Source organism: Desulfurococcus sp., from assembly GCF_038881575.1.
In the GTDB taxonomy this organism is placed as follows: domain Archaea; phylum Thermoproteota; class Thermoprotei_A; order Sulfolobales; family Desulfurococcaceae; genus Desulfurococcus.
On sequence record NZ_JAVZPN010000004.1, the window covers coordinates 15,065 to 33,023 of the forward strand.

General features: G+C 44.5%; 17 protein-coding genes and 1 pseudogene. 5 read left to right on the forward strand and 13 right to left on the reverse strand.

From position 1 onward, the window contains the following. The first annotated feature begins 160 nt into the window (after positions 1–160). Both QXV08_RS04840 and QXV08_RS04845 read left to right on the forward strand, forming a co-directional pair. A complete protein-coding gene (locus QXV08_RS04840; RefSeq protein ID WP_342785211.1) occupies positions 161–1,402 on the forward strand; it encodes an Nre family DNA repair protein in 1,242 nt (413 codons plus the stop codon). A gap of 22 nt (positions 1,403–1,424) precedes the next feature. Beyond that, positions 1,425–2,201, forward strand: coding sequence for a radical SAM protein (locus tag QXV08_RS04845; RefSeq protein ID WP_342785209.1), 777 nt, complete (start codon positions 1,425–1,427; stop codon positions 2,199–2,201). Between the two features lie 39 nt (positions 2,202–2,240). On the opposite strand, the gene QXV08_RS04850 is transcribed toward QXV08_RS04845, so the two are convergent. Genes QXV08_RS04850 through QXV08_RS04865 form a run of 4 tightly spaced genes read right to left on the reverse strand, consistent with a single transcriptional unit; the run spans position 2,241 to position 4,014 of the window. After that, a complete protein-coding gene (locus QXV08_RS04850; RefSeq protein WP_342785207.1) occupies positions 2,241–2,987 on the reverse strand; it encodes a DUF2192 domain-containing protein in 747 nt (248 codons plus the stop codon). Then, the gene (locus QXV08_RS04855; protein WP_342785205.1) at positions 2,971–3,288 is read right to left on the reverse strand and encodes a hypothetical protein; all 318 of its coding nucleotides are present in this window, start codon (positions 3,286–3,288) and stop codon (positions 2,971–2,973) included. The genes QXV08_RS04850 and QXV08_RS04855 overlap by 17 nt, the downstream gene beginning before the upstream one ends. Beyond that, positions 3,276–3,650: a hypothetical protein gene (locus QXV08_RS04860; RefSeq protein WP_342785203.1), complete on the reverse strand. Its 375-nt coding sequence runs from the start codon at positions 3,648–3,650 to the stop codon at positions 3,276–3,278. The genes QXV08_RS04855 and QXV08_RS04860 overlap by 13 nt, the downstream gene beginning before the upstream one ends. 13 nt (positions 3,651–3,663) lie before the next feature. Further along, a complete protein-coding gene (locus tag QXV08_RS04865; RefSeq protein ID WP_342785201.1) occupies positions 3,664–4,014 on the reverse strand; it encodes a helix-turn-helix domain-containing protein in 351 nt (116 codons plus the stop codon). Between the two features lie 81 nt (positions 4,015–4,095). Here QXV08_RS04865 and QXV08_RS04870 point away from each other — a divergent pair, with 81 nt between their 5' ends. Further along, the gene (locus tag QXV08_RS04870; RefSeq protein WP_342785199.1) at positions 4,096–4,980 is read left to right on the forward strand and encodes a hypothetical protein; all 885 of its coding nucleotides are present in this window, start codon (positions 4,096–4,098) and stop codon (positions 4,978–4,980) included. Between the two features lie 2 nt (positions 4,981–4,982). Here the strand turns inward: QXV08_RS04870 and QXV08_RS04875 are convergent, their stop codons facing one another. Then, positions 4,983–6,197, reverse strand: a complete 1,215-nt coding sequence (locus QXV08_RS04875) for a PLP-dependent aminotransferase family protein (protein ID WP_342785197.1) — start codon at positions 6,195–6,197, stop codon at positions 4,983–4,985. 69 nt (positions 6,198–6,266) lie between these two features. Between QXV08_RS04875 and QXV08_RS04880 the strand changes: the two genes are divergently transcribed. After that, on the forward strand, positions 6,267–7,844 hold the full coding sequence (locus QXV08_RS04880; protein ID WP_342785195.1) for a radical SAM protein: 1,578 nt from the start codon (positions 6,267–6,269) through the stop codon (positions 7,842–7,844). Here QXV08_RS04880 and QXV08_RS04885 read toward each other — a convergent pair. From QXV08_RS04885 to QXV08_RS04905, 5 genes are read right to left on the reverse strand one after another with little or no spacing between them, the layout of a single operon-like run. Then, a complete protein-coding gene (locus tag QXV08_RS04885; RefSeq protein WP_342785193.1) occupies positions 7,812–8,573 on the reverse strand; it encodes a 3-hydroxy-3-methylglutaryl-CoA reductase in 762 nt (253 codons plus the stop codon). The genes QXV08_RS04880 and QXV08_RS04885 overlap by 33 nt on opposite strands. After that, the gene (locus QXV08_RS04890; RefSeq protein WP_342785191.1) at positions 8,563–8,982 is read right to left on the reverse strand and encodes a Zn-ribbon domain-containing OB-fold protein; all 420 of its coding nucleotides are present in this window, start codon (positions 8,980–8,982) and stop codon (positions 8,563–8,565) included. Before QXV08_RS04890 ends, QXV08_RS04885 begins: the two co-directional genes overlap by 11 nt. 6 nt (positions 8,983–8,988) lie before the next feature. Continuing rightward, entirely contained in the window at positions 8,989–10,047 is a 1,059-nt protein-coding gene (locus QXV08_RS04895; protein ID WP_342785189.1) for a hydroxymethylglutaryl-CoA synthase, read from the reverse strand. A 43-nt stretch (positions 10,048–10,090) separates the two neighbouring features. Beyond that, entirely contained in the window at positions 10,091–11,209 is a 1,119-nt protein-coding gene (locus QXV08_RS04900; protein ID WP_342785187.1) for an ABC transporter ATP-binding protein, read from the reverse strand. Between the two features lie 5 nt (positions 11,210–11,214). Beyond that, positions 11,215–12,180 carry an ABC transporter ATP-binding protein gene (locus QXV08_RS04905; RefSeq protein ID WP_342785185.1) on the reverse strand — a complete coding sequence of 322 codons (966 nt, stop codon included), beginning with the start codon at positions 12,178–12,180 and terminating at the stop codon, positions 11,215–11,217. An 89-nt stretch (positions 12,181–12,269) separates the two neighbouring features. Here QXV08_RS04905 and QXV08_RS04910 point away from each other — a divergent pair, with 89 nt between their 5' ends. After that, positions 12,270–13,334, forward strand: a complete 1,065-nt coding sequence (locus tag QXV08_RS04910) for a radical SAM protein (RefSeq protein ID WP_342785183.1) — start codon at positions 12,270–12,272, stop codon at positions 13,332–13,334. 325 nt (positions 13,335–13,659) lie between these two features. Here QXV08_RS04910 and QXV08_RS04915 read toward each other — a convergent pair whose 3' ends face one another. The 3 genes and pseudogenes from QXV08_RS04915 to QXV08_RS04925 form a co-directional block, all read right to left on the reverse strand. Further along, complete coding sequence (locus QXV08_RS04915; protein WP_342785181.1) at positions 13,660–15,591, reverse strand: ABC transporter permease; 1,932 nt, start codon at positions 15,589–15,591, stop codon at positions 13,660–13,662. A gap of 11 nt (positions 15,592–15,602) precedes the next feature. Continuing rightward, a complete protein-coding gene (locus QXV08_RS04920; RefSeq protein ID WP_342785179.1) occupies positions 15,603–16,709 on the reverse strand; it encodes an ABC transporter permease in 1,107 nt (368 codons plus the stop codon). 215 nt (positions 16,710–16,924) lie between these two features. Continuing rightward, a pseudogene (locus QXV08_RS04925) lies at positions 16,925–17,959 on the reverse strand (ABC transporter substrate-binding protein); the annotation flags it as partial.

A 17,959-nucleotide genomic window follows, 5' to 3' on the forward strand; every position in this document is an offset into this window, starting at 1 on the left:
TCCTTTCTTCAATATCCCTGAATTAGTGGTAAGCCAGCTGGTTAAACCAGCATATAGCGCCCTGGCTAGATAGAGATGGTTTCATTCGGGTGAATAATTTAAATTAAGGTGTGGTAAGTTTAATTATAATTAATTACATATAGGGTGACAGGAGCAAGTTATGATAAGCTTTAATCCCAGGATCTGTTCTACATGCCGGGGCCGGGGCTTCTGCGGGTTATCTTACTGCCCTGTTATAGCTAAGGCTAGAGCATCCATTAAGCTATCAGGGATCACCGGTCAACGCGTGATAGAGGGTTCCACCCCGCCCTCAATATTTGTTGGGAGATATGGTTATCCATATGTTAGGGCAGGCCCAAGCGCTGCCCCTCCAAACAATGACGTATTAGTGTATGATTACCCTGAATCATGGCTTGGAAGGAGAATAGAGGATATCCTCGAATATAGATGGAGCCTTGTAACAGGATACACCAGTATAGATGTAAGAAAGCCATACGATAGGATAGTTGAGGAGACAAGACTCATGACCCTGAGCAGTAGACCTGTGGATATTAGGGTAGAGCTAGCTAAACCACCGCGTCCAATATTACATCTCAGCGAAGAAGAGCCGCCGCAGGGTCCTAGGGCGCCAATAGTAAGGCTACAGGTATTAGGCAACCCCTCTGTGCCTAGGCCTGTTGAGAAGGCGTTTAATGACACGGATTTACCAGCCTATGATGCAGTAGTCTACCTCTATAAGTCAAGTATACCGGTGTCCCATATACAGAAGATACTCAGTGCCGGAGCACTAGGTGTTAAAAACCAGAGGAGACTAGTGCCTACAAGGTGGAGCATCACTGCTGTTGATAGCATGATATCCAGGGAGCTGCTTAGGGAGGTGAAAAAATATGACGTCATCAACGAGGTAGAGGTATACATGCTTAGGCACTATGATAACTTATTCATAGCAGTACTCTACCCAGCTAAGTGGAGTTATGAATGGATGGAGGCCTGGTGGCCAGGCTCCACATGGAACCCTGGAGCCCTGGACGTGGTTGTTGAGGGAGACTATGAGGACTATCACGGGAGGACAACTTATCCAGGTATTGGTGGATGCTACTATGCAAGCATGCTTGCAACACTCGAGCATCTTTCAAGGATGAGAAGACAGGCTACAGCGATACTACTTAGGGAGATATATCCAGGTTTCAATCTACCATTGGGTGTCTGGTTCGTCAGGGAGTCAATTAGAGAGATGTACAGGCATGAACCAGTCTTAAAGACCAGCGAGTTAAAGGAGGTCTTCGATCTACTGGATAAAGTAACCAGGCTCGGGGCTACTAAATGGTACAATTCCTCCAGGCTGCTTCAGAGGATTGTGAAGACGAGGAGTATTAGAGACTTCTTCTCGAGGGATACCTGAGTTGTTCCAGGAGTTTAAAGTAATGAAGACAAGGTGTGAGACAGCCCTGTCGAGGAGCGGGTTGCCGGGGCTGGACTATGCTTTAAACCCTTATATCGGTTGTTCACATGCCTGTATCTACTGCTATGCGAGATTATATACGAGGAATAGAGACGTAGGCAGCAACTGGGGGAGGATAATCCTAGTGAAAGAGAATATAGTCGACGTATTAAGGAGGGAGGTGGTTAAGTACCCAAGGGGCGTTGTCGGTATTGGCACGGTGACAGATGCATATCAACCCGTTGAAGCCGTGTATAAGCTAACGCGGCGTTCACTAGAAGTATTATTAAGACATGGTTTCCATGCAAGTATCCAGACAAAGAATCCCCTGGTTTTAAGAGACATGGACCTCCTGGTAACACATAGAGATCTAGTTGATGTGGGATTCACGATAACCACCCTTGATTACAGGGTCTCCATACAGATAGAGCCACATGCACCACCTCCAAATGCCCGTTTAAAAGCACTTGAAAAACTAGTCGAGGAAAACATTGCCTCATGGATTTTCTACGGGCCAATTATCCCAGGCATCAACAGTGATCCCGATACTGTGAAAAGCGTGGTGGAGATAGCTAAGAAACTAAACATAATACTATATTACGATATACTTCATGTGAAATCATTCATGAATACACCCGCGCACCCATTGTATAATTACATTGAGAAAACCCGTAGAGAGAGAAGGCGGATCATGGAACTAATAGAGACTGAGTGCAGGAGGCAGGGGGTGACATGTAGAACCGGTTTCAGCCAGGAGTAAATAGTCTGCAACACTGGACTGGTTAAAGACTACACGTGTTCACTTATCTTCTTCCTTCCCCGCATCTTTCTCTCCTTCCTCAACTCTGAGTACTCTGCTTAATTCTTTCTTGGACATGTTGAAGACGGCTTCGGCTATAGCTCTAACATATTCGTCGCTTGGCGTGGTTTTAGGAAAGCCGATCCTGATTGCAAGAGCCCTCTTAAATGCCTCCTTGTACTCGCGGGATCTTATCTCGCCCCTGTATATTGCCTCAGCTAGTTTTAAACCTATGAAGAATTTAACATAGCTTTTAACTGTCTTTTCCTCCTCCGGGAATGCATTATATACTGTATGCAGTATCTTCGTGAATTCATCCTCGCTCATGAATCCAAATATGAATTTTGTTAGAGGTATTCTTAACAGTCTTGCAATCATGTTACCATCGACCACGCCTGTGGGGGACACTGATTTTATTTTCTCTCTAGCTCCCTCGATATCGCCTTGGAGTATTAGATCCAGCGCCATATCCAGGTTTTCCTCTACGTAGAAAATCTTCGAGAACATGTATGGGTAATCCTGGGCAAGCCCCAGTCCATATTTACCGATTACATAGAGTGTTGTAAGCTCCTTGTCATATATGTCAGGGGGCAGAGTCTTCCCTCTGATCGGGCTTAATCCAGTTTTTTCATACGTCTTCCTCAAGTAGTCGACAAGGGCTCTTCTATCAAGCTCGTTAACTCTCTTTGCCGCCTCGCTCAGTATCGATACTGCTACCTGGATTCTTTTCTTATGTGGTTGCCTCATTACGCATATCACCCTGTATACATGGAAGCTCTCTAAGTAGAAACCGCTTGATCCTCAAGTCTAAGCCTGTCCTACCCGTGTAAACCCGTATTCTACTACAATCCTTACTGATTAAAACTTTTATAGTTAAGGAGCCAAGGTATCTATTACGTATCCCAATGTATACTTGAAACTTGCCCTTGCTCTCTCTGATCTCCTTAAGGCTTACCTCGCCGTATTCCTGTCTAAGCATCTTCTCAAGTCTTCCCAGGACATCTATCAGCGTGTTAACTGTTAACATATATATCACTATGGCTTCCATGATTCCTTGAGCTTGATGAGTCCTAGTGTTTCAGCTGCCTCTAGATACCATGCAACTATTTCTTTCAGAAGCTCCATCCTGGCGTCCTCACAGGATACACTTATACCGTGAACCATCTTATATGCTTCCACAGCTATATCACAGTCGATCTTATCCTCTATTCTTGCACGGATTTCTTCTAAAACCTCTAGATAAGAGTGCCCTTTATTCTCAGCCATCTCTTTAATGTCATCCAGTACCTCCCGTGAAGGAAACAGATCCATGCACTCACCGCCTTTAGACATGCATATTTCAAAGTATTTAATTAAAACAGAGTAGTCTCCAAGTATTTTACCGCTGGCTAAAAAAGGTTTTCTACCCAAACCTGTTCATCCTTTAAAGAGTAATGTTTCTCAAGTACTCCCTTATATATTCCTTATGTTTCTCATTAACAGAGTTGTAGAGGCCTCTAAGCGACTCCAGCAAGTCTGTGATTATTATCCTCATTGCCTCATCCACCTCATAAGGCGCCAGCTTTTCCACCGCTCTTTGAAGGACTTCATCACTGGGATAGGCCTCCCTCTTCAAGTATTTCCTTATAGCTGTCGGCGAGATACCTAAGTCCCTTGATAGCTCAATAATGCTCCTTGTTGAAAGCATTAATTCTATAAGCCTTGCCCTCGCATCCTTACTGACCCAATGTAAACTCATCGATGCCTCTTTTTTCGCTTCCGGGATGCTGGTCATCCCCAACACCTTTGTAAATAAGTATAAATCCAGGTTTCTTAGTGATATATTACCCTTAGTTATATTAAAAGCTTATAGTAGGTGGCTTTATTGAGGCAACGTAGCATAGTTTTCGATGGCACTGTGAAATTACATGAACTACCATTTATAGAAGTCGAGCATGGCGACATATTGGCGAAAACAGTTTTTGTCTACGTGGGACAGATAGAGAGAAACATAATGAATCACAACATTACTCCCCCTGGGAGAATCATCCTAGGGGCATCCGGGGTAGTGAAGGCTATAGAGACCTCGGGCAGTAATACAAGCGTGGCAGGCAGGTATATCACTATTTCACCGCTCAGCCGTCACGGCATACTCGCATATAACGTCAATGGATTGCTTGCCGACTACGTTTCAGTTAAGCCGGAATACGTCTTCGAGGAGTCCCTTAATGCAAACCCATATACAGCTGTGAAGCCGTTTATAGCCCATGGGATAGAACTAGGAGTCGAGTCCGAGGGGGTTACCCTGATAGTTGGATGCAATATAACAGCGTTCTCAACTGCTTTATTCACTGGGAGAAGTAATGGAGAGCCGATACTATACTGTAGGGATTCAACCCGTCTAGCCCAGTATCTCGGGTTAAATATTGTGAGCCATGTGAGCAATATACCCAGTAGAATCAATACCCTTGTGTTAACGGAGCCCGGTGCCCACATCTATTATAGATTACTCAAGGAGTTAACCCCCCAGAAGATAGTTATATCGCCGCTCTCATTTACAACATGGATTCCAATAAACAATCGCCTCGAGAAAACAGTGATCACATACAAGAATACCATTAGGAATACCAACCCTGGGGCAACCGATAGTATTCTTCATGAATTATCCAGGTTTGTAAAAATAATTGAGATAGGGGATATTGAGAAAACTATTGGATTGCTACCACCTAAAGAACTCGGATCCATAATAGTGTTGAAGTAAAACTAGGATTCACGAATCAATTTGGCCAGCCTAGCTATTCCCTCCCTTATCTGCTCGTGCGTGGGGTAACTGAAGTTCAGCCTCATACTATTAACTCCGTCTCCCTCAGGGTGGAAGCTACCGCCCGGTACATATGCCACTTTATACTGCTTCACCGCTTTCTCTAAGAGCACCCCTGCATCGAATCCATTCTTGTACACGTATGCGAATATAAAGAGCCCTCCTATGGGTTTAGAGTACCAGACGTAATCGGGGAAGTTTTCTTTGATGGCTTCAAGCATCGTGTTCCTTTTGGCTCTATAGTATGGCACGGCTTTCTGGACAACATCGTCTATTAAACCCGTTTTAATGGCCTCGGCAACTATGAACTGGTTTAAGGTGGGTGAGTGCAGATCTATATATTGCTTCACTATCTCAAACCTCCTTATAAGCTCTTTTTCAGCGGCGATCCACCCGATCCTCAGGCCTGGTGCTAGAATCTTGCTTACAGTACTCATATATATAACTCTACCCTCTTTATCCATGCTCTTCAGTGATGCTGTTTCAGCTCCTTCCTCATAGATGATGTAGCTGTAGGGATCGTCTTCCAGGATTAATAAATCGTATTTCGAAGCTATCTCGAGGAGGTGCTTCTTCCTCTCCTTATTCATAGTGGTGCCGGCCGGGTTCTGGCCGACCGGTATAACATATATGAATTTCACCCTTCTCACATCATCTCCCAGCTGCTTCAGTTTTTCCTCCAGGAGCTCTGTCCTCATACCGTTCTCATCTATCTTTACACCTATTAGTTTGGCGCCATTCATCTTGAATGTTCCAAGTGCTGCCAGATATGAGGGGCTCTCAGTTATCACTATGTCACCTGGATCTATGAGGGTCCTTGAAACTATGTCTAGGGCTGACTGGCTCCCACTAGTTATAATTATGTCCTCTGCATCGACGTGTATCTCCCTCCTCTTGGCTAAGAAGTCGCTTAACGTCTCCCTGACCTCTATTATCCCCTTGGTTTCACTGTACTGTAATGCATCATCACCGTATTTCTCGATGACTATTCCAGCTATTTTTGCTAGTTCTTTACGCGGGAATAAGGTTGGATCTGGTATGCCTCCTGCAAAACTTATTACATCCTTTCTGCCTCGTATTATTGCTAGTAGTTCACGTATCTCCGATGCCTTAATATTCGAGGCAACCTTACTAATGAACCTGGAGTAATCAGTCATGCTTACACCGGGATATATGTATAGGTATATATGGTATATAAAGCTTAATATCGTGGAGGAGATACGCGGGTGGAATTGAACACGATATATAAAAACCCGGTTAAAGTAAAGGCAAGAATAGCATATATTTATCCAAGCATATACAGGGTAATGATTTCCAGCTTAGCCCCCGACATCATATATCAATTATCGAACAGTATGGATGAAGCATACACTGAGAGATTCACTAATACGAGACTCACAGGTGAAGAACCTCCCCCTAGAAGCCTTGAAACAAACACTCCATTAAAATACTTCGACCTCATACTAACCACGCTACACTATGAGCCAGACATAGTAAACCTCGTAAGGCTATTGATAGCTGGGAAAATACCGGTTAAACGTGAACAACGTGATACACCGATCATCGCAGGGGGACCCGCGGTGATGGAGAATCCTATCCCATACAGCGGCATAATAGATGCATTCGTTATAGGTGAGGCCGAGGTCACACTGGAAAAAGTGTTACTGAAATGGTTTGAGACAATGGATAAGAAAAGGTTCCTGGAAGAAATAGCTGGACTCCCCTACGTCTACGTCCCAGGAGTTAATGATGGAGAGAAAATTATAAGGAAATATGTTGAAAGGCTCGATGACGCAGCTCACCCGGTTCACCAGGTGGAAAACACGGAGGTTGAACCGATATATGGCGGGGGCTTTAAGCTCGAGGTCAGCAGGGGATGCCCGTACTGGTGTAGCTTCTGCCTCGAATCAAGGGTTTTCCAGCCATATAGAGAGAGGAGTATAATGATGCTTAAGGAGATCATAGAGGAGGGTTTATCGAGTAGTATATGGGGGAGGAGAGTGATAATATATAGTCTCTCATTCCCAGTAACCCCAACTCATGTGAAACTACTTGAATACATCTCACATGAGAAAATAAAGGCCTCACTACCCTCACTAAGGCTTACTACACTGAGAAACGATGTATTAGAGTTAATCAAAGAGATAGGTCAAAGAACTCTTAGCCTGGCACCAGAGACGTTCAGTCCATTACTCCATAGAGTGTTCTTCAAGTACGTGAGCCTCCACGATGAAATAGTGAATACTATAGAGGACATCCTGAAACAAGGCTTCAATGTTAAATTATACATGATATATGGTGTGAAAGGAACCCACCTCGATGAGGTTAGAATAGACATCAATACTCTGAAGAAGCTGGCCAGCTCAGCTAGGAGACATGGCAGAGAGCTCTCAATATCACTCAACCCATTAATACCGAAGCCTCATACAATGTTCCAGTGGATTGGGATGGAGGAGCCAGCTAAGCTTAAGGAAATACTCGGCTTATATAGGGGGGAGTTAAGGGGGTTAATAGATGCGAGACCATATGATATAGAATGGGGATTCATACAAGCCTATATAGCTTTATCCAGCACGCCATTAGACAATGTATTCATCAACGTAGCAACCCGTGGTGGAGGGTTATCGGCTTGGAGGAAAACCCTTGGAGACGAATATCTTAGAACCAGTTACGTGTTAAATGGATATGAATTTGGTGGTAAACTACCTTGGGAATTCATTGTTTTAGGTGATCTACCTGTGAAAATCGCTGAGAAACAATACGAGGTGTTCCTAAGTCTTAGCAGTGGGAGAAGTATGCCCTAAATCGAATATTAATGAGTAGAGGAGGAGCACAGCGCATATATAGGGTTTCTCAACGACTTTAAGTAGCCCCCTGATCTCGTTGGTAACTATATTATTCAGCAATGTATATGGTGCACCATGTATAACCTTGTATCTCAGGGTGTTCCCGTTGATAGCATACTCGCTTGGAGCCACCGGTATCCCTGCAGAAAATGGATCGAGGCCGAGCATATAGTATATGAGGGCCATATACGAGTGCTTCGCACCGAGGAAAGCTGAGTCATTATATAGTCTTGTAAAAACCAGTGGATCCAATACACCTTTATGATCACTGAACGTTACATACGCGTCAGAACTACATACATCCCCATGGTCTTTGATACCAATGTTAACAATAGAGCCTTCTAAGATGCGGACACCATCCCTCAACCTATTAAGCAACCTGCCTTTAACGAATGGTATAAGGACATAGATCTCGCTTCTCTCATTATTTATGAATAGATTTAAAACCCCTACTACCCCGATAGGTATTTGTAAAGCACCTACTACATTGAATCCCTCGTAATCACCCTCTGCAAAATCAAGTATTGTAGACCCAATGGCCGAGAGACTGATGCCTTCCTTGCCCTGTATGTAGAGGCGCCTTAGAAGTGCTCTCAGGTTTTCACTTAGTTTTAATTCATTTATGTATTCAAACGGCTTCCCGGATTTCCTAAGTGATTCAAGTAAAAAATCTATGTTAGACTCCAACCTGCTTTAACACCGGTCTATATGATATACCATAGTGTATTAATCCCGCTTCACTGTCCTCGGATATCCTCCTTAAAACCGGCTCCATTAACATACCCGGCTTTAACTCCTCTGGTAATACATCGGTGAGGGGAGCCATTATCCGTGCCTTACTATTAATAGTCTCCAGTATACCTATCATGAGGGGGCGTTTCTCCTCGAAGCCCTCCATCGCGCTATAAATTATTGTCCACGTGATCAACCTGGCCTCCTCATTTATCAACTCGATATACTCGATATTCCTTGACCCACAGAACCTGCATATACTTGAAGCCGGGTAGGCCACTCTACCACAGTCCCTGCACTTACTGGCTTTAAGCCTGTATCTGTCAAGTCTTGTTCTCCAGGATGGAGGTATAGATATCTTCATCACTTTTCACCTTATCCTGTTAATCAACCTCCTGTATCTAGCGTATAGGGCGTAATCTATCAATGTTTTCCTCGCTATATAGTCGTCCACGGTGGGTGCTAATCCCTGCTTCTCTGTGATCCTATCAGTTACAACGATACTGTAGGCATCGCTACCAGCACCACTGCCGAATGGTGCCAAGAGAATCCTTTGACCCGGCTTAGCCTTATCAAGCACACGGGAGAGCCCTATGAGGGCTGATGAATTATAGCTGTTACCTATGAACGGTGTGACCAACCCAGGTATTACTTTCTCCCTGGGTATTCCAAGCATTCTTGCAACCCTAAGCGGAAATGTACCGTTTGGCTGGTGGAAGACAGCGTAATCGAAGTCCTCTGGTTTAAGCCCGGTCTTCTCCATTAGTAGTTTCACGGCACCCACTATGTGTTTAAAGTATGCTGGCTCACCTGTGAACGCCTCACCATGGAGTGGGTAGCGTGAATGATCCCTACGCCAGAAATCAGGTGTATCAGTGACGAATGTTGCACTTGCCTCGAAGTATGCCGCGGACTCCTCCCTGGGCCCTGTTATAAGGGCTGTAGCGGCTGAGGAGGCTGTGAACTCTAACACATCCCCTGGGTTCGCTTGCGCTGTATCACTACCTATTACTAGTGCATAGTTTATCAAACCAGATGCTACAGCTCCAATACTTATCCTCAGCGCCTCACTTGCAGCCCTACACGCGAACTCCAGGTCTGTCGCCATGGTTTCGGGAGTTATACCTAGAGCTTCAGCTATAATCGTTGCCGAGGGTTTTACAGCATAGGGCTTACTCTCGGTTCCAAACCATACTGCCCCGATTTTCCCCGGGTCTATCCTAGCACGTCTCAACGCGTTTACAGCGGCTTCCCAGCCCATTGTGACAGCGTCTTCATCTATCCCGGCAACGCTCTTCTCGGTGACGCTTAATTCTTCTGGTTCCTTAGGATTGAATCCCCATACCCTAGCTATTTCACTGAGAGATAGTCTCCACCTAGGTATATATGAGCCCCAGCCAATTATCCCTACCCGTTCTTCAGGATTCATGAATGCACCCCTCTACACTATTCTATTACCAAAGATAAAAATATCACTTTCTAGCGTATAGCCAGCACTTGACGTAGTGGCCTGGCTCAACCTCAACCAACGGGGGTTCTCTATTCATACAGTGTTCTCTCAACTCTGGTTTCTCATCAAGTGCAACGCATCTTGGATGGAACCTGCACCCAGCTGGGACATTTATAGGTGAGGGGACTTCACCCTTAATAGGTATCTCCCTAATGACAAGCCTCCTCGATGGATCAGGCTCCGGTATGGCTTCTACAAGAGCCCTAGTGTAAGGATGTAATGGATTCTCGATGACCCTTCTGGCATCGCCTATTTCAACTATTTGTCCAAGATACATTACTGCGAGCCTATTAGATATATATCTCGCAACAGCTAGGTCATGGGTGATGAATAGGTATGTCAGCCCTAGTTTATTCTTAAGCTCCATCATTAACTGGAGTATCTCAGCTCTTATTGAGACATCAAGCATTGAGACGGGTTCATCAGCCACCACGAACTTGGGATTAAGTATCAGCGCCCTTGCTATTACTACACGTTGTCTTTGCCCACCAGACAACATATGCGGGTATCTATCCATGTATTCATCTGGCGGCGTCAGTTTAACCGATTCAAGCGCCTTTGCCACTATATCGTATCTGTCCTCACGGCTCACGCCCACCTCATGGATTGCAAGGGGTTCTTCGAGGATCTCGTATATGGTTCTACGTGGATTAAGACTTCCAAACGGGTCTTGCCATATCATCTGGATGTCTTTTCTGAGGGGACGTAACATGTGTTCATTGAGTGAGGCTAGGCTTATATGACCGTATTCACTGATATTATTGATGCTTCCATATGATTTCACTTCCTCCAGGACCTCCTTCGAGGGCAGATAGCCTATCTCGCCTTCCGTGGGCTTATTAAGCCTCAATATGGTTTTACCCGTGGTTGTTTTACCACAGCCCGACTCACCAACTAATGCGAATACTTCTCCCTTGCTTATATCGAAGGATACTCCATCAACTGCTTTCACGTATAACTGGGGTCTTTTACGTAGTGTATCTAGAAAGCCCCTTCTCACCGGGAAGTATACCTTTAGGTTTTTCGCGAATAATATGGTGTTAGATGTTATCCTAGGCTCATATATTCTTTCCTCACTCATCTCCATCACCCCTTAGCGTATAGCCAGCACTTGACGTAGTGGCCTGGCTCAACCTCAACCAACGGGGGTTTCTCACTGCATTTATTAAATGCCTTGGGACATCTGGGCATAAACCTGCACCCGGGTGGTGGATTAGCTAGATCAGGGGGAAACCCGGGTATCCAGGTTAGATCCCTTAATTCACCATGTAGCCTAGGTATGCTTCCGAGTAATCCAATCGTGTATGGGTGCATTGGCCTATTGTATATAGCTTCGCTCGGGCCATACTCTATTATTTCACCGCCATACATTACAGCTATTTTATCAGCTATCTCGGCGATCAAGCTTAGGTCGTGGGATATAAGTATTATTGATAAGCCTAGCTCCTTCTTCAGTCTCTTCAATAAATTCATGATCTGTGCCTGAACTACTACATCGAGTGCTGTAGTTGGCTCGTCAGCTATAACTACTGGTGGGTTAAGAGCAAGCGCCATTGCTATCACAACACGCTGCTTCATGCCCCCGCTTAACTCATGCGGATAGCTCTTCAACCTCTTCGGATCTATGCCGACCATTTGAAGCATTTTAGCAGCTGTTTCAAGTGCCTCCTTCTTAGAGTATCCCTGGTGAAGCATTAGCACCTCAGCTATTTGATCACCAATTGTATAAACAGGGTTTAACGCGTTCATTGCTCCCTGGAACACCATTGAAATACCTTTCCACCTAACCTCTCTCCTGAACTCATCCTCACTCATCTCTAAAACATTTTTCCCCTTGAAAATGATTTGCCCCCCGGTTATCTTACCTGGTGGAGGGACTAAACGTATCAATGAGTATGCAAGCGTGCTCTTACCACAGCCAGACTCGCCAGCTATACCCAGGCTCTCCCCCTTATTCAATGTAAACGATACATCGTCGACGGCCCTTACCATACCTCTTGCTGTATAGAAATATGTTTTCAAGTTCCTTACATCGAGTATTGGCTCACTCAATAATTCAACACCTGCCCCTTGGTCTATATTAGTGAATAATAGGGTAGGTTTAAATATTTTAGAGGGAGTATAACCGGGGTTAAGAAGGGTTGCTGGAGGCTATTGGGAGGTTCCCGGGTAACAGGATAATATATAGGGTACCCGGGTCTATGCCGGCATATGGGTACATAGCCTTTGGAGTAATAGATAGAGGTACAAACGTGCTCCAGGCAAGGCCGACGACTATATGTCCCCAGAACTGTGTTTTCTGCAGCGTTGACGCTGGAATACATTCACTTAACCGCTGGGCTGAATACATAGTGGATCCCGAGCTTATAGTGAATGGTGTGAGGAAAGCCATTAGTGTGAAGGGTGGAGGGGTAGAAGTACTGGTGGACTCTATGGGGGATGTGTTAACATATCCATGGCTCACTGAGCTAGTCAGCGAGTTGAAAAGGATGCCGGGTGTCTCGAGCGTGGCCATTGAAACCCATGGATTACTCTTAAACAAATATATCATAGATAAACTAGATGAGGCGGGTTTAGATAGAGTAAACCTTAGCATAGATGTAGTAGACAATGAGAAAGCCCATCTAATATATGGTACAAGATACTATGATGTCAAGAGAGTAATGGAGCTCGCGGAATACATTGTCAGAGAAACGAATATAGACCTCCATGTAACACCACTATGGCTACCAGGCTTAAACGATGAAGACGTGGTATCCATTATCAAGTGGGCGATTAAAATAGGTGCTGGCAAACGCTGGCCACCCGTAACCATCCAGAAATACATAAGGCATAAGAGGGGGAGAAAACCCAGGGGAGTAAGGGAAGTATCCTGGGATGGGTTCTGGAAATGGCTCAGCAAGGTAGAGGAGGAGACAGGTATAAGACTCCACTGGTCGATGAATGAATGGGGCATGTATTACTCAAGGAGAATCCAGCCACCAGTGAGGAAGGGTGGGAAAGTAATTGCTGAAGTAGCTGGTAGAGGCTTATTCAGGGGCGAGTACATAGGCGTAGTTGAAGGTGAAGACTATCTTGTAACCATAATACCTAGAGGAAAAAACCTGAAGCCTGGAGAAAAGGTTCTAGTAGAGATAGTAGAAGACCAGGATGGATTATTAATAGGGAGGAGGCTTAATACCGTTTCCCGCCCTAGGTCATTATAGGGCTTCACCATGGCTACAAACCACTCCACGTAGAGGTCATGGACACCTTCGAGGTGAACGGAACACATCCCGCATCTAGGAGATGGCATACCACACTCCTCCCCAAAATAAAAGACATACAAAAACCCTCGATAAACCCCCTAAACCGGGTTGAGGGTTTAGTTAGCCCGCACATAATAATGGGCTGGCACATTTTTGATGCTTAGAGGAAAGGTTTATATAGGTTTGTAGGCAAGGCGGAACTTCCTAGATGCAGCCATGAAATTATATAAAGCGATTGGAGTGAACATCTAGGGAGAAATTGAAGAGGTAAAAAACAATGTAGCTATAGAGTCCTTAAGCGTGGCTCAACTATTTTTTCAACTGCTAACCCGAGTAGTACGAATGTTAGTGACGTCAAGGATAGTAATAGTCCGGGCGGCAGTATCCACCACCATGCAGCATATCCAACTGGTCCAGCTGCCCTCGCCTCAGCTAGTACAGCACCCCATGTAGGCCATCCATGCCTGAGTCCTAGCACGCTTAGCCCGGCTTCCGTTAGTATCGCGCTTGGGACGTTATATACCAGGGTTGCAACAGCATACATCATTACCTGTGGGAATATATGGTAGAATATTATACGCGTATTAGATGCACCCATAGCCTTAGCTGCCTCGATATATGGCTCCTCCTTTATACTGAGCGTCATTGAGCGTACAACTATTGCTAGGCCAGCCCAGCTGAATATTATCAGTATTGTAACATATAGCATTATTATGTAGAAGGATTTCTGTGTGCCGGGTGGAAGCACTTTCATCGCGGCTGTACCAATAATTATCATTAATGGGAGGAATGGTATGTTATTCAATATATCTATTACTCTCTGGATAACCTCATCAATCCATCCACCATAGTATCCACTTATAATACCAGCTATAACGCCTATGAGTGTCGAAGACACCGACGCTATTAATCCTATTAGTAAGGCTATCGGGAAACCATAGTATAGTAGCGTGGCTAAGTCGGCACCATTGTTTATAGTGCCAAGTATTCCCTTCGCCGAGCCTTTCACGGTGAATTTTACATAGCCTATTAGCGACTGCGGGTTAGACGGGTATGTTTCAATCCCTGAATAAGTAATATTCACCTCGAACCTATACGTCCCTGTTAATATCTCGAACTCAGGGCTTACATTAATGAATGAGGCAGTGACCTTTAGTGAGTCGAGATACTTATTTATTCTGCCTCTAGCATCATTTATATTGGTTACAACCGCTGAGGGGTAGTTTTCACTCATAGCTAACTTATACGCGTTATTTAGGAGCGCTGAAACGTTTTGAAGCGTCTCATAGAGATTGCTGAATGTTATTTTATCCAGGTTGTTTATAAGGAACGTAACATTAGATATAGCGTTATTGATGAGCGGTAATATGTTGGCTGGATCATCGCTGATGGAATCGCTGACTTTCTTTAGCAGGTTGTTTATTTCCTCAAGCCAGGGTCTCTGTTCACTTCTCAACGCTGTTACCCAGTTCTCTACGTTAACTGGTTTCTGGAAGATCGAGAGAGCTGTTGAAGGCTGCGATATCTTTGAAACTACTCTATCACGTAGCAACGAGCTTGATACTGCCTGTATCATGTAGTTTTCTCCGATTATATTGGAGGGTACTGTGATATTGTATTTCACGAATATTTCCGAGACAAGGTCATCCATCTTTATTTTCCTCGGGTCCGTCTTGAAAATTGATGCAGCGTTGGTACTGGTGTTATTTATAAATATATGCTCCTCCCATAAAACACTTACAACACCGTCTGGGCGTTCAACACTTATAGTTATAGTCGGGGTAGCGTTACCATAGGGTTTTATATCGTAGACTGCGAAATAATAGTCCTGCGGAAATACTGGGTCGGTTAAAGTATATTCAAACCTATATGTTAATGTAAGTATGCCTGCTGATGGATCCCATTGAGGCGTGACATCAGGCTTCGATTTCTCCTCAACTATGCTTGGAGCTATTTTCGCACCAAAGTATTTCACCCATTCCGGTGGTACTATGATGGGATTATCCTCCCAGAATGACGCGCTCTGCCATGAGTCCAGGAAGCCAGGAGGCATTGTTAACGCTGCTGATACAGAGACAACTATTAGGATTAATAATAGTATTAATGCTATCTTACCTGTTGTCATACTCCATATTTCCTTTAGACCACCCTTTAATGGATTCACTACCCTGAGAACTAATTTGTCTTTAAATGTTAACTCCCTTGTAGCCGCCATCGTGATCTCACCTACCTCGCGCGGACCCTGGGATCTACTAATACATATAATATTTCAAGTATAAACCTTGCTATCAAGTAGACTCCCACATATATTACGAATAATGCTACAATAGTTTCAGCATCACCCGTCATTATCGCTGCATAGTACAATGTTCCCATCCCAGGCCAGTCGAATACCGACTCAGTGATAATCATACCGCCAAGGGTACCAGCCAATGCTAGTATCACATTAGTCAGTATTGGTGCTAGTGAGGGCCTCATCACGTATTTCCTTGTAATATCTCTCTCAGGCAACCCCTTTGCTTTCGCAACCATTACATAGTCTTCTCTAACTATCCTCAAAACCATCGCCCTAATACCATATAGCCATCCACCAAGCGAGATAACCGTGAATACTATAAGCGGCGGTGTTATATACCATAGTATAGTTACAAAGTTCTGAGCCGGGTTAGACCAGAAGTTGTTAAGCGGCGTGGTAACTCCTCTTAGACTCGTGGGGAACCATCCAAGCTGGTACCCGAAAACCCTTATAAACAGCATTGCAAGCCACCATAATGGTATAGCACTGGTAAGAGCCGCGTAGGCCACCACCAACCTATCCAAGAAGGTGCCGTGCCTGTACGCTATTCTAGGACCAACCAGCAACGCTATTGCGACTACTATTAATTCGCCAACGGTGACAACTATTATTGTCCTAGGTAGAACTACCGATATTATATACGTGATGCTTGCAGGAGGCATAGTAGGGACAACCATAGCAACAGATTCCTCTTTTGTCTTACCAAAGTTAAATGTTAAAGCATTAAATGCAAGCCTCCACATCCTCACATATGGGGGAATCGGATTACCGTTTTCATCTATCAGCCCATACTGCTTCATATACTCTATAGTTCTATTTTGACGATACTCTTGGATGTATGCTGGATCTACTTGACCCTGATGTGCCTTTATCAATGCATCTACATCCGCCCTTACAAGTTCATTGATTATTGCCTGGTATATCTGGGTTGCATAACCTGATAGCTCCAGTATGGCAGCTATTATTATAATTATTGCAACATAGGAAACCAGTAAAACAACTCCACGCCTAGCTATATAGTAGCCGGCTCCCGGCATTCAACCACCATTAATCCTGATAAATCCCAGAGGCTTATAAATACATTACATACCAATACTTACGCATCTCCCTAGTTAGGTGGTCCCATGCCGTTATATTATCTCTATTACTGAAGCCGACTAAGAATCGGAAAAGCAATGCTAGGAGCGATATCAGGGCCGCATTAGTCAAAGCCGGCCATGAAAATCGAATAAGGGTGGAAGAGATGAAAAAACTAAGCCTTAGGTTTTCTTACCAGGGCTATGATTGATAAGACTATTGCAACCAGTGTTAACACTATGTTAACCACTATATATGTCTGTAAGCTACTCACGGTGCTCTGTGTAGCATCAAGCTTCTCGCTTAGAGCTGTGACATCCGATCTAATCTGCTGTATTTGTGAGGAAACCTGTGAAGTTATCGTTGAAGCCGTGGTCTGTGATAATTTATTCATGTTGTCCATCGCCGTGCCGATTAACGAGACGTACTGGTCTATCAATACCCCAGTAACACCGCTGATAGCGGTTGCCAACTGGTCCCTTAGTGATTCAAGATCCACGACCCTTTCTTGTTTCAGCTGTGATAATATGATATCCACCTGTCCTAACGCCGACGCCTTTACATTAGCCAATACATCACTTATAGACTGTGCTGAGAGAGCCTCGGAGAGCGTTGCTGTATTCACGACTTGACGGGTTATCCCGGGTATGGCCACCTCCTCCGATAAACCAATTAGTATTACTGTGTAAGTGCTTCCATACGCCAGTGTTTTAGTGAAGTTCGAGTCAAGTACAACCCTGAATGTATCCTCACTTATCTTTAATCCGTCTCCACTAGTTATTATTATTCCTCTGGGATCCCTGATCATGTATTTCAGCGAGAATGGTGGAATACCGGATAGTTTCACAGTAATGTTAGCTGTTTGACCTGGCAGTATCTTACCCTGTATTGGAGACTCTATTGATACTGATACTATTGAAGTGGCAACCGGCTGTCCAAAATACCAGTCTCCCTTCTTAAACGGGTATGTTGGATCCCTGAATGCCGTTAGCTCTAATACCTGGCCCTGGGTATCTAACTTTGTCAGCATAAATGGACCGTAGCTTATCCATGCAAGGTTGTAAGTGTTGATCCAGTTTAAGTCAGCGTCTATTCTGGCATTCCACTCATCCATATTGAGTGTGCCCATGGCATACTTATTCACCTTGTCTAACACGGCTTGATTGTTCTTGTATGACTGCAGGGTTGCCTTTACTTTTGCAACGTGGCC

Bases quoted from the DNA above. Each gene is read 5' to 3' on its own strand.
- QXV08_RS04840 (WP_342785211.1), top strand. From the start codon at position 161: ATGATAAGCTTTAATCCCAGGATCTGTTCTACATGCCGGGGCCGGGGC.
- QXV08_RS04845 (WP_342785209.1), top strand. From the start codon at position 1,425: ATGAAGACAAGGTGTGAGACAGCCCTGTCGAGGAGCGGGTTGCCGGGG.
- QXV08_RS04850 (WP_342785207.1), bottom strand. From the start codon at position 2,987: ATGAGGCAACCACATAAGAAAAGAATCCAGGTAGCAGTATCGATACTG.
- QXV08_RS04855 (WP_342785205.1), bottom strand. From the start codon at position 3,288: ATGGAAGCCATAGTGATATATATGTTAACAGTTAACACGCTGATAGAT.
- QXV08_RS04865 (WP_342785201.1), bottom strand. From the start codon at position 4,014: ATGACCAGCATCCCGGAAGCGAAAAAAGAGGCATCGATGAGTTTACAT.
- QXV08_RS04875 (WP_342785197.1), bottom strand. From the start codon at position 6,197: ATGACTGATTACTCCAGGTTCATTAGTAAGGTTGCCTCGAATATTAAG.
- QXV08_RS04890 (WP_342785191.1), bottom strand. From the start codon at position 8,982: ATGAAGATATCTATACCTCCATCCTGGAGAACAAGACTTGACAGATAC.
- QXV08_RS04895 (WP_342785189.1), bottom strand. From the start codon at position 10,047: ATGAATCCTGAAGAACGGGTAGGGATAATTGGCTGGGGCTCATATATA.
- QXV08_RS04900 (WP_342785187.1), bottom strand. From the start codon at position 11,209: ATGAGTGAGGAAAGAATATATGAGCCTAGGATAACATCTAACACCATA.
- QXV08_RS04915 (WP_342785181.1), bottom strand. From the start codon at position 15,591: ATGGCGGCTACAAGGGAGTTAACATTTAAAGACAAATTAGTTCTCAGG.
- QXV08_RS04920 (WP_342785179.1), bottom strand. From the start codon at position 16,709: ATGCCGGGAGCCGGCTACTATATAGCTAGGCGTGGAGTTGTTTTACTG.